Raw genomic sequence first — 11338 nt, 5'->3', positions numbered from 1 at the left:
ACGACCCCCCCCCCCCTCCGTTTTTTTTCATTAATACAAATCCCACACCCACGCCGGGAGGGGGGAGGGGGGAGGGGGAGGGAGGGAGGCTGCGGTGGGTGGATGTGGCAAAGGCTCGTCACGCTTCGCGTGACGAGCCTTTGGTTGTAGCCCCGACCGGATTCGAACCGGCGCTACCGCCTTGAGAGGGCGGCGTCCTGGGCCACTAGACGACGGGGCCAGAACTTTTCCGTTCACCACCCTCGCGGGCGGTGCGAATGTAGTCTAGCGGCACCGCACCCGGGCACGAGCGCGGGGTGCGCTGTCACCGGAGGGCCCGACGGAGGCCGGAACGGGCCCGGCCACGGACACGAAACAGCCCGCCTCACGAGGTGAGACGGGCTGTGCACGCTGTAGCCCCGACCGGATTCGAACCGGCGCTACCGCCTTGAGAGGGCGGCGTCCTGGGCCACTAGACGACGGGGCCAGAACAACTTTCGCTCCCCCACCTCAGCGGTGGAGGAGCTGCACTCTACCGAAGACCACCCTCCGCCCCCGAAGGGGCGGAGTCGAACTCCGTCAGAATCCAGCGTCTGGAAATTCTCGCGAATTCCAGCAACGCTGGGGTACCAGGACTCGAACCTAGACTAACTGAACCAGAATCAGTCGGGCTGCCAATTACCCCATACCCCATTGGCCCCTTGCGGCGCCGGGAGTGAACTTTACCCTCCCGGTGCCGGCAGGCCAAATCCGATCCCCCCGAACCACCCGTGAGCTGCGGAAACAGGGGCATCAGACGGATCAGGCGACGGGTACCACCGGGTTGGTGAGCTCACCGATGCCGTCGATCCGCACGGTGACCGTATCCCCCTCGACAAGCGGGCTAACCCCGGCTGGGGTGCCGGTGAGAACGACGTCGCCGGGCAGCAGAGTCATCACGTGCGAGATGTACGACACCAGACCCACCACGTCGAAGACCATGTCCTTCGTCCGGCCAAGCTGGCGTACCTCCATCTCCTCCGGGTTGCGACCCACCTCACACCGGATCTCCAGATCGGAGACGTCCAGACCGGTGGTGATCCACGGGCCGATCGGGCAGAACGAGTCGAAGCCCTTGGCCCGGGTCCACTGCCCGTCCGAACGCTGGAGGTCCCGAGCGGTGACGTCGTTGGCGCAGGTGTAGCCGAAGATGGCGCGTTCGGCGGCGGCGCGGTCGGCGCGGCGCGCACCCGGCGCCCCGATCACGACGGCCAGCTCCGCCTCGTGCTCGACCTGCTTGGAGAAGATCGGCAGCCGGATGGCGTCCCGGGGGCCGATCACCGAGGTGGACGGCTTGAGGAAGAGCAGCGGCTCCTTGGGCACCTCGTTGCCGAGCTCGGCGGCGTGGTCGGCGTAGTTGCGGCCGACACAGACGACCTTGCTGGGCAGGATCGGGGAGAGCAGCCGAACGTCGGAGAGGGCCCAGCGGGCCCCACTGAAGGACAGATTGCCGAACGGGTGGCCCTCGATCTCGGCGATGGTCAGGCCCTGCGGCCCGGCCTCCGCTTCGCCTTCGACGGCACCGAACGACATTCCCTTGGCATGGGCGAAACGAGCGATACGCACCCGGCCAATCTAGCGCCGCCGGTGCCCCGACCGGCCAGGACCGGCTGTCGGGTGTGCTCAACCCGTCAGCCCGCGGCACCCTATCGGAGCTGGAGGTGACCGGGGCGGACTTCTCGACTTCGTACCCGCACGGAGGCGACTCGCCCCTAGCGTCGGCTCCGGAGGTTCGTTCGTATGCCTGCATCGACACGACACCACAGAGCCCTCGCAGTGTTCGTGCACTGCCTCGGCATCCTCGCCGCCGTGCCGGCCCTGCCGACGGCGGCCCCGGAGGCGGCGGCCGCGCCACGACCACCGGCCGCCACGCCACAACCAACGGCGGCCGCACCACCACCGGCCGCCATCCCGGCACCAGCGGGAACCCGGCCGCCGGTGGCGATGGTCGCGCGGGTGACCGAGCCCACCCCGCCCTCGGCGCCACCGGCGATGGCACCACCGACCCGGGCACCGGCGTCGGCGCCCCCGCAACAGGTCACTGTGGCGGTCGCCACGGAGAGCAGCCCGGCACCGAGGTACCGGATCCAGGTGCGCAACGTGAGCAACTCGCCGCTGGAGACCACGGTGCGACAGGAACTCCCGCCCGGCTCGACGACCACCGCGATCAGTGGTGGTGGCCGGTCCACCCCGGCCAGCGGATCGACCACCGAGGTGACCTGGCGGTTGCGGCTGCCCGCGCACAGCACCACCACCCTGGGCACCGCGCTCGCGGCGACCGCGCCGGGCCGGCCGCTGACCGCGCCGACCTGCGCGTTCACCAGTGACGGCAGCCGGCCGTACGACTGCGCCACGGCCACCTGGCAGGCGGCGGCGGCACCGGCGGCCGAGGTGAGCGAGGCGCCGCCGTGGCGCCGCTACCCGGTGCTGCTCGCCGGACTGGCGGTTCTGCTGCTGATCAGCGCTGCGGTGGTGTGGGTGTGGCGACGTCGGCGCGGGCGTCGGGTGACGGCTGCCGCGCTCTCCACCGGCGGCGGCGCCGAGGGTGGCCGTGGGACGGTCTATCCCCGCCCGGCAGCCCCGAGTCCGGTGCGACGCCGGCGTACCCCGCCGGTCTGGATGTTGGTGGGCGCCGCCGTCGTGGTGCTGGCCGGAGTGGTCGGCACCGCCGGTTGGACGGCGACCCGGCAGGTCTCGGCGATCGACACGCAGAAGCAGCCCACCAGCGGCGCCTGGATGGGCACCGGGGTCACCGGGTCGCTGGGCGTGCCGCTGCGCGAGTCGGCGTTCGAGTTCACCGTGTACCGGATGATCTGTGGCGCACCGGGCACCGCGGGCAAGCCCGACGGCGGCGGTGCCGCGCCGGCCAACGGGCGACGCTGCGAGGCCACCGTCGGCGTGCGCAACGTCACCGGCGACCACCAGCCCTGGCACAGCGAACTGCAACGGGCGTACCTGCCCGGCGGCCGCTGGGTGAGCACCGACGAGGCGGCCACCCGGACGGCGAACCTCGGTCGGGACGTCTTCGCCGACCCGATGGCGTCGGGCACCCGGATGGTGCTCCCACTGGTCTTCACGGTGGACGGGCGGGACCCGCCCCAGCAGCTGGAGCTGCGCAGTGGGGTGTTCTCCGCCGGGGTCCGGGTGCAGATGCCCTGACCGGTGTGCGGGCGGCGGTCGTACCCTGGGGTGCGTGACCGCCGCCCTCGCCCCCGCCGTGCTCGACGCGACGCAGTGGCAGGCCCGCCGACGGGCCCACGAGGAGCGGGTGGACGTCTGGCTGACCCCGCACCTGGCCCGGCGACGACGCGGTGAGCGGCATCCGGTGGCCGACTTCCTGTTCACCTACTACTCGCACCGTCCGGCTCAGCTGCGGCGATGGCATCCGGGGCCGGGGGTCGAGCTGCGCGACGCCGATCCGGCCGAATTCGGCCGCGACTACCGCGCCAGCGCCGCCGGGGTCACCCTCGACACCGAGGGGGTACGCGCCCGGCGCGGCGAGTCGATCGCCTGGATCCGCTCCCTGCTGGAGGCGACGCGGGGACGTCCGGCGCACTTCGGCTGCTTCGGGATGCACGAGTGGGCGATGGTCTACCGGCAGACCCGGGAGGAGCTGCGGCACAACGCCTGGCCGCTACGGCTCAGCGCGGAACGCACAGCCGAGGTCGTCGAGGAGCGGGGTGTGCGGTGCAGCCACTTCGACGCGTTCCGGTTCTTCACCCCGCCGGCCCGCCCGTTGAACCTGCTCACCCCGACCCGCGAGACGCAGCACGCGCACGAGCAGCCGGGCTGCCTGCACGCCAACATGGATCTGTACAAGTGGGCGTACAAGTTGTCGCCGTTGGTCTCCTCGGAGCTGGTCGCCGACGCGTTCGACCTGGCCCGGGACATCCGCACGCTGGACATGCGGGCCAGCCCGTACGACCTGGCGGCACTCGGCTACCCGCCGGTGCGCGTGGAGACTCCGGACGGCCGGGCGGAGTACGCGGCGGCCCAGCGCGCGTTCGCCGAGCGGGCCGCCGTGCTGCGCGACCGCCTGCTAACCGCCGCCCCGGCCTAGCCGTCGCCCCGCGCCCCCACGCCCCACGCCGTCGATCATGGAGTTGTGGTGGGCCACAAAGTATCCGTTATACGAACAAACTGGGCACCACAACTTCATGATCGACCGGGGCTGGTTGCGTGACTTCGTCAGCGTCGACCTCGCTGCCGGACGGCGTCGGATCAGTCGTCGTCGGCGCGGCGGTCCCGCTTGCGCTGGGACTGGCGTTTCTTCTCGGCCAGCCGGCGTTCCTTGGCCCCACGGGACGGGCGGGTCGCTCGGCGGGTCGGCGGTGGGGGCGCGGCGGCCTCCCGCAGCAGTGCTGTCATCCGGGCCCGGGCCGCCTCCCGGTTGGCCAGCTGGGCCCGGTGCTCGCTGGCGGCGATCGTCAGCACCCCGTCGACGAGGCGGTTGGCCAGCCGGGCCAGTGCCCGCGGCCGCAGCCACTCGGGCACGGCCGGCGAGTTGGCCACGTCGTAGCTCAGCTCGACCCGGGAGTCCGCGGTGTTCACACCCTGCCCGCCCGGCCCCGACGAGCGGGAGAAGCGCTCCCGTAGCTCCCCGGCGGGGACGACCCACCGGTCGGTCACCCGCAGTCCGTCGTCCACGCCCCGAGGCTAACCCGCGACGACGCGCCGGGGGTCATCGGTGCGGAGGCTCACTCTGCGTCGGGGACTGGCTGGGCACCGGCCCGGCGGTCTCCTCGTCGGAGCCGACGGCCGCGTACGCCACCGCGCCGAAGAGCAGCACCCCGATCACCGCGGCCTTCACGACGACGCCACGGATCAGCGACCAGGCGCCCCGGCGGGCGCCTGGCACCGATTTCTTGACGGTCTGGTAATCGTTCCACCCGCGTCGTGCCCGGGCGTACGCCGACCCCACTGCACATCCGATGACCAGGCCCACCAGCAGGAGGACCGTGAGAAGAGGACGCTCCACCTCCGCCAGTATCCATACCGAGCGTAATATTTCCATGGTCCGATGCCGTCCGGCCGGATATCTGACAGTGCGGGCCCCCGTCAGGGCGTTCGGGCAGTTCAGCCGCCCTTGCCGATGATCGTGTCGGCGGTCTGCTGCACCTGGTCGATCGGGATGGCGAATCCGATGCCGATCGAGCCGTTTCCGTCGATGGTGGCGATGGCGGTGTTCACCCCGACCACCTCTCCACGCGCGTTCACCAGCGGCCCACCGGAGTTGCCGGGGTTGATGGACGCGTCGGTCTGCACCGCGCTGTGCCGGTTGTTGCCGAGCCGCACCTGCCGGTCGAGCGCGCTGACGATGCCAGCGGTGACGGTTCCGGCCAGGCCGAGCGGCGAGCCCACAGCGAGGACCGGCTCACCGACCCGGGTCGCGCCCGGTTTGGCCAGGGGCAGTGGGGTGAGACCGGCGGATGCCGGCACCTTCAGCACCGCCAGGTCGCTGCGCGGTTCCCGGCCGACCACCTCGGCGGCGAACCGGCGGCCGTCGGGCAGCTCCACCGTCACCGGCCCGCCACCCCCCTTGGCCAGGATGTGGTCATTGGTGATCAGGTGCTGCTGGTCGTCCACAGCGAAGCCGGAGCCGGTAGCGGACCCGCTGGTCGCACCACCGGCCAGCACCGACACCACCCCGGGTACGGTCCGTTCGGCCGCGGTGACCAGCTCGGCCGGCACCGGGGCGGCGGACGCCGCGGCCGGGCCACCAGCACCGTCCCGGCTGGCCACCACGCCACCGGCGAGAGCACCGGAGACGGCCGACACCGCCACCACTGCCAGCACGGCGAGCAGCCGCCCAGGCCGTCGCCCGCCCGGGTCGCGCTCGGGCGCGTCCCACCACCCGCGCCCGTCCGGGTCGAGTTCCGGTGAGATGAACCAGGGACCGCGCGGCTCGCCCAGTCCGGTCTGCACAGCCATGCGTACTCCTCACTGTCGACGTCGGTTGTGCGTGGCGGTCAGGGCAGCCGGGAGAACCAGCGCATCGAGCCGGCGGCGGCGCCCATCGCGAACACCAGTCCGAGGCCGATGAACCGGGCCGAGATGTCCTGCCGCTCGGTGCGGTAGCCGACCGAACTGCCGATGTCGTCGTAGACGGCCCGCAGCTCGTCGGTGGTGCTGGCCTCGTGGAACATGCCGCCGGTCTCCTCGGCGACCGCCTTGAGGGTCTGTCCGTCCACAGGCACCTGGATGGGCCGTCCACCTCTGTCGACGAACCCGGACGGGGTGCCGAACGAGATCGAGTGCACCGGCACCTCCGCCTTCACCGCTTCCGCGGCCGCCTCCATCGGGTCCATCCCGGAGGTGTTGGCGCCGTCGGAGAGCAGGATGACCCGGGCGGGTGGGGGCTCCTTCGCGGCTTCGCTGTCCAGGCTCTTGACCGCGCCGAGTGAGGTGTTGATGGCCTCGCCGATAGCGGTGCCCTGGACACCGGTGATGCCTTCGGCGAGCCGGTCGATCCCCTCGTCGAGGGCGTCCCGGTCGGTGCCCGGTGGCACCAGCACGGCGGCGCTGCCGGCGAACGCGACCAGACCGACGTTGAACTCGTCGGGCAGGCCCTCGACGAAGCGCCGGGCGGCCTCCTTCGCCGCGGCCAGCCGGTCCGGCTCGACGTCGGTGGCGAGCATCGACGTGGAGACGTCCACCGCCACCATCACAGTGGCCCGTTCCCGGGGCACCCGGACCTCGGCGCTCGGTCGGGCGAAGCCGACCACGAGCAGCGCCAGCATGGCCAGGAAGAGCCCGGCTGGTACGTGTCGACGCCAGGCGGGCCGCTGCGGCGCCACCCGGTCCAGCAGCCGCAGGTTGGTGAAGCGGACCGCGTAGCGGCTACGGCGCCGCTGCAGTACCAGATACGCGACGACCACTGCGAGCACGCCGAGCAGCAGCCAGAGTCGCAGCGGCGACTCCCAGCTCACGCGGCACCTCCCCGGGGCCTGCCGGCCGGCGCGGCGGCCAGCCGACGCTGGGCGTGCACGTGCCGGACGATGTCCGCGCTCCAGTCGCCGTCGGTGCGCAGCGGCAGATGGGTGGCTCCGCTGCGGCGCAGCGCCTGGTGGACCTGTTCGCGCTGGGCGGTGGCGGCCTCGGCGTACCGCTCGCGCAGCCCTCGGTCCGATGTGCACACCTCGCGGTGCCGACCGGTCTCCGGGTCGACGAGCGTGATCAGGCCGACGTCAGGTAGTTCCAGCTCACGCGGGTCGGTCACCTCGATCGCCAGCACCTGGTGCCGGACGGCCAGCCGGCGCATGGTCCGCTCCCAGGGCGCTGTCTGGCCGGGGTCGTCGGGCAGTCCGTCGAGGAAGTCGGAGACCACCACCACCAGCCCACGCCGGTTGGCGATCCGGTGCAGCGCGTCGAGGCCGTCGGCCAGATCGGGCGGTAGGGCCTCCGGCCCGCGCCCCGGCCGTTCGGTGGGCGCGGTGGCCCGGGGGGCGGCGAGCAGCGCGCGGAGCAGGGCGAGCAGATGGGTACGTCCGCTGCGGGCCGGGAAGCGGCGTACCCCGTCGGCGTGCAGCACCTGGGCGCCGAGGCGGTTGCCGACGCCAGCGGTCAGGAAACCGACCGCCGCGACGGCGGCCACCGCCAATTCCCGTTTGTCCAGCTCAGCGGTGCCGAACTCCATGCTGGCGCTGCCGTCGACGAGCAGCCAGGTGGTCAGCTCCCGGTCGGCGTCGACCTGCCGGACGTGCGGCACGGCGGTCCGGGCGGTCACCGCCCAGTCCATCCGGCGGACCTCGTCCTCGCCCGGCCGGTATTCGCGACTGCCCGAGGGTTCACTGCCGGGACCGGGCAGCAGACCCCGGTACTGGCCGTGCAGCAGGCCGTTGAGCCGGCGCGTGACGGTCAGTTCCAGGCGGCGCAGGCGCTGGTCCGGCGCCAGCTCGGCCAGGCCGGGGTCGGCGGGCGCAACGGCGGCGCGTCTCATGCCGCCGCCAGATCCGGTGTCTGCTGCGGGTGTCCGGTGGCCAGCCGGGGCGGCGGCACCGCCTCGACGAGCCGTCGCACCACGCTCTCGGCCGACACCCCGTCGGCCACCGCGTCGAAGGAGAGCACCAGCCGGTGGGCGAGGACGTCCACGGCAAGCTCACGGATGTCCTCGGGCAGCACGTACTCCCGCCCCCGCAGCAGGGCCTGTGCCCGGGCGGCCGCGACCAGGCCCAGTGTGGCCCGTGGACTGGCCCCGTACGCCAACAGCGGGGCGATCTCCGGCAGCCCGAACCGGCCCGGGTCGCGGGTGGCGAGGATGAGCCGCACCACGTACTCGGCCAACGCGTGGTGGACGAAGACCCGCTCGGCGTGGATCTGAAGGTCCCGCAGCCGTTGCGCGTCGAGCACCTGGCGCGGGGTCGGCCGGTCGGTGCTCATCCGGTAGAGGATGGCCAGCTCGTCGGCGTCGCTGGGGTAGTCGACGACCACCTTCATCAGGAACCTGTCACGCTGCGCCTCGGGGAGCTGGTAGACCCCCTCGGACTCGATTGGGTTCTGGGTGGCCAGCACCAGGAACGGCTCCGGCACCGGCCAGCTTCGCCCGCCGATCGAGACCTGCCGTTCGGCCATCGCCTCCAGCAGCGCCGACTGGACCTTGGCCGGGGCCCGGTTGATCTCGTCGGCCAGCACCAGGTTGGCCATGATCGGCCCCAGCTCGATGTCGAAGGTTTCCTTTGACGCCCGGTAGATCCGGGTGCCGACGATGTCGGAGGGCACCAGGTCCGGGGTGAACTGGATCCGGGAGAAGGTGCCGCCGACCACCGTCGCGAGGGTCTGCGCGGCCAGTGTCTTGGCCACGCCGGGTACCCCCTCCAGGAGGCAGTGTCCGTTGGCGACCAGGGCGGTGAGCAGGCGTTCGACGAGGCGATCCTGCCCGACGATCACGCGTTTGACCTCGAAGAGGGTCTGTTCCAGCTCGATGCCGGTCGGCTCCGGATCGACCGGGCTGGGCATGCTGGCCAGGGTGTCCGAGATGTCCGTCACGGTGCTTGCTTCCCGGGCACACGCCCGGCAAACGTGGGATTGTGCGGCCCGGACCGGCCCGGAGTGGCCGGAATGGGGATAAGCCGCGCGGAAGGGTGACGACCGTCGCGAGCCGGCCGAGGAGGGCCCAAAGTCCGCGCGTTCACGGAAGTCGGGGTGTCCCGGATCCCCGGACACCCCGACTTCCTGAAACCCGAGTCGATCAATGCCCGGACCCGGCCGGCCGAGGTGCAGCCGGCGAGTCCCGCGCTGAGCGGACAGGGTCCGGCCCCCGCGCCGGAGGCGACGGGGGCCGGGTGTCGGGTTGGTCAGGGTGTGTGGGTGAGCAGTGTGAAGCCCAGGTTGGCCGGCGCCCCGGCCGAGTTGCGGGTCTGCACGAAGACCGCGTTGGGCGTCAGCAGCCGCGGGGCGACCGAGACCTCGCCACCGGGCGGAATGCAGCAGGAGCCGGAGAGGGACAGGGTGGCCAGGAAGGCACCAGCCGAGACGGTGTAACCGAAGATCACCTCGTACTCGCCGACGCCGTACTTGACCACGGTGCCGCTGCCGCGCGCCTTGGTGCCGTTGGAGTTGACGACGGTGAAGACGTTGGTGGCCACCAGTGGGGTGGCCGCACTCGCCTTCAGCGCGGCTTTCGCGATGCGCGCCGACTCGGCGCTGACCGGCGGCTGGGCGTTCGTGCCGCGTGCCGGCTGGACCGCTTCCTGCGGCGCCTTCGCCGACGGCTGGGCGATAGCGATGCCCCCACCGGCGAGACTGAGCCCCAGAACAGCGAACGTGACCGCCGCCACCTTACGTCGGAAGGATGTGCTCATGACAGGTCCCCCTTGTGTGACCGTGCGAATTCGGCCGACCCGCGGGACGGGACGGATGACTGCCCATAAATAGGCGTACGACGACAGTTGGGCGGGGGAAAGCTGCCTCGCTCACACCCGACGAGATTGATTAACCATCAATCCATATCCCCTCTGAGCTGCGGTTACTACTCAGAGTTGCGTCGTTTAAGCCAGATGGAACGTAGCACCGGAAAAAGCCGCCAGTCAATAGTTGATCTCGCTTTTCCAGGGTGTCATTCAGCCGTCAGATAATTGTGAAATGTGAGCGCATCGCCATTCATGAAATGGGTTCGTCGGGCCCGACTACGATCAACTCCGTGATCGTCGATGCCCCACCCGCACAGCGGAACACTCGGCTCGGCACTGTGCTCTGCTGGCTTGCCGTCGTACCCACCGCAATCTGGGCGGCCACCCGACTGCTCGGCCTGGACCGGGGGCCGTTGGTGCAGGCGCTCGCCTTCACGCCGTACGCCGCGGGCGTCAGCGTGCTGGTCCTGGCCCTCGCGCTCGCCCTGCGGCGCTGGTGGCCGGCGGCGCTCGCGGCCCTGGCGACGGTGGCGTTGCTCGGCGCCGTCGCACCTCGGGCGCTGGCCAACCCGCAGCCGGCGGCGGCCGGGCCGACCGTGCGGCTACTCACCGCCAATCTGCTCGCCGGGGCCGGCGACGCGCGGACACTGGTGGAGCTGGTCCGGCGACACCAGGTGGACGTGCTCACCGTGCAGGAGTTCACGCCGGACGCGCAGGCCGCCCTGGATCGGCTCGGCCTCGCCACGCTACTGCCGCACCGACAGCTCAACCCGGAGATCGGCACCCCCGGCTCCGGGCTCTACTCGCGGTGGCCGATCACCGACGGCGGCGTCCGACGCAACCTCGAGGGTTGGGGCTTCACCCAGGCGTACGCGACGGTGTCCGTCCCCGGCGGGCCCCCGGTCCGCGTCGAGTCGGCCCACCCCTCCGCGCCGTACGCGCTGGACCAGGTGGGTGCCTGGCGTGCCGACCTGACCGCCCAACCACCTGCCACCCCGGACGGTGGCCTGCGGATCCTCGCCGGAGACTTCAACGCGACCCTCGACCACAGTCCACTGCGGGCCCTGCTGCGCAGCGGTTACGTCGACGCCGCCGACGCCACCGGAGAGGGCCTGACCGGCACCTGGGGTCCCTACGACGGAGACCTCATCCCACCCGTCACCATCGACCACGTCCTGGTCGACCACCGGATAGCGGTCCACTCGGTGCAGGTGTTCACCCTGCCCGGCAGCGACCACCGCCCCGTCCAAGCCACCCTCCGCCTCCCCCTCCCCTAACCACCCACCCCACCCCACCCCACCCCGCCCCGCCCCGCCCCGCCTCGCCTCGTCAATCTTGCACTTACTGTCCCGGCATCAGCGACAAAAGCCGCAGACCGTCGACACAAAGTGCAAGATCGCGAGAGTGGGGGGTGGGGTGGGGTTGGGGGTGGGGGTGGGGGTGGGGGTGGGGGTGGGGGTGGGGGTGGGGGT

General features: G+C 71.7%; 11 protein-coding genes and 3 tRNA genes. 3 read left to right on the top strand and 11 right to left on the bottom strand.

The window, feature by feature from the left end; all coding sequences use genetic code 11:
* Window positions 1-147 precede the first annotated feature (147 nt).
* The 4 genes from AB0K35_RS34270 to AB0K35_RS34255 all read right to left on the bottom strand — a co-directional run bounded on the left by AB0K35_RS34270 (window position 148) and on the right by AB0K35_RS34255 (window position 1584).
* Window positions 148-220, bottom strand: a tRNA-Glu gene (locus AB0K35_RS34270).
* Window positions 221-393: 173 nt separating this feature from the next.
* Window positions 394-466: transfer RNA gene (locus AB0K35_RS34265), tRNA-Glu, on the bottom strand.
* Window positions 467-600: 134 nt separating this feature from the next.
* A tRNA-Gln gene (locus tag AB0K35_RS34260) sits at window positions 601-672 on the bottom strand.
* Between the two features lie 108 nt (window positions 673-780).
* On the bottom strand, window positions 781-1584 hold the full coding sequence (locus AB0K35_RS34255) for a fumarylacetoacetate hydrolase family protein (RefSeq protein ID WP_238671052.1): 804 nt from the start codon (window positions 1582-1584) through the stop codon (window positions 781-783).
* A 174-nt stretch (window positions 1585-1758) separates the two neighbouring features.
* On the opposite strand from AB0K35_RS34255, the gene AB0K35_RS34250 reads away from it, so the two are divergent.
* Together AB0K35_RS34250 and AB0K35_RS34245 are read left to right on the top strand one after the other, a co-directional pair.
* The gene (locus AB0K35_RS34250) at window positions 1759-3177 is read left to right on the top strand and encodes a hypothetical protein (protein ID WP_363890785.1); all 1419 of its coding nucleotides are present in this window, start codon (window positions 1759-1761) and stop codon (window positions 3175-3177) included.
* Window positions 3178-3211: 34 nt separating this feature from the next.
* Window positions 3212-4078 carry a 3-methyladenine DNA glycosylase gene (locus AB0K35_RS34245; RefSeq protein WP_363890783.1) on the top strand — a complete coding sequence of 289 codons (867 nt, stop codon included), beginning with the start codon at window positions 3212-3214 and terminating at the stop codon, window positions 4076-4078.
* A gap of 161 nt (window positions 4079-4239) precedes the next feature.
* Here AB0K35_RS34245 and arfB read toward each other — a convergent pair whose 3' ends face one another.
* From arfB to AB0K35_RS34210, 7 genes are all read right to left on the bottom strand, one after another.
* Window positions 4240-4665 (bottom strand): alternative ribosome rescue aminoacyl-tRNA hydrolase ArfB, encoded by a 426-nt coding sequence (gene arfB / locus AB0K35_RS34240; RefSeq protein ID WP_210786405.1) that lies wholly within the window; start codon window positions 4663-4665, stop codon window positions 4240-4242.
* A gap of 34 nt (window positions 4666-4699) precedes the next feature.
* Window positions 4700-4996 (bottom strand): hypothetical protein, encoded by a 297-nt coding sequence (locus tag AB0K35_RS34235; RefSeq protein WP_363890781.1) that lies wholly within the window; start codon window positions 4994-4996, stop codon window positions 4700-4702.
* A 98-nt stretch (window positions 4997-5094) separates the two neighbouring features.
* Entirely contained in the window at window positions 5095-5949 is an 855-nt protein-coding gene (locus tag AB0K35_RS34230; protein ID WP_238671046.1) for a trypsin-like peptidase domain-containing protein, read from the bottom strand.
* Between the two features lie 38 nt (window positions 5950-5987).
* Window positions 5988-6947 carry a VWA domain-containing protein gene (locus AB0K35_RS34225; RefSeq protein ID WP_238671044.1) on the bottom strand — a complete coding sequence of 320 codons (960 nt, stop codon included), beginning with the start codon at window positions 6945-6947 and terminating at the stop codon, window positions 5988-5990.
* Window positions 6944-7957, bottom strand: coding sequence for a DUF58 domain-containing protein (locus AB0K35_RS34220; RefSeq protein ID WP_238671043.1), 1014 nt, complete (start codon window positions 7955-7957; stop codon window positions 6944-6946). Before AB0K35_RS34220 ends, AB0K35_RS34225 begins: the two co-directional genes overlap by 4 nt.
* Window positions 7954-9003 (bottom strand): MoxR family ATPase, encoded by a 1050-nt coding sequence (locus tag AB0K35_RS34215; protein WP_238671041.1) that lies wholly within the window; start codon window positions 9001-9003, stop codon window positions 7954-7956. Before AB0K35_RS34215 ends, AB0K35_RS34220 begins: the two co-directional genes overlap by 4 nt.
* A 308-nt stretch (window positions 9004-9311) precedes the next feature.
* A complete protein-coding gene (locus AB0K35_RS34210) occupies window positions 9312-9818 on the bottom strand; it encodes a hypothetical protein (RefSeq protein WP_363890778.1) in 507 nt (168 codons plus the stop codon).
* A gap of 386 nt (window positions 9819-10204) precedes the next feature.
* On the opposite strand from AB0K35_RS34210, the gene AB0K35_RS34205 reads away from it, so the two are divergent.
* Window positions 10205-11143 carry an endonuclease/exonuclease/phosphatase family protein gene (locus AB0K35_RS34205; protein ID WP_238671083.1) on the top strand — a complete coding sequence of 313 codons (939 nt, stop codon included), beginning with the start codon at window positions 10205-10207 and terminating at the stop codon, window positions 11141-11143.
* Window positions 11144-11338 lie beyond the last annotated feature (195 nt).

The sequence above is a fragment of the Micromonospora sp. NPDC053740 genome (genome assembly GCF_040677775.1).
In the GTDB taxonomy this organism is placed as follows: Bacteria; Actinomycetota; Actinomycetes; order Mycobacteriales; family Micromonosporaceae; genus Micromonospora; species Micromonospora alfalfae.
This window is presented reverse-complemented; position numbering and strand designations above follow the sequence as displayed.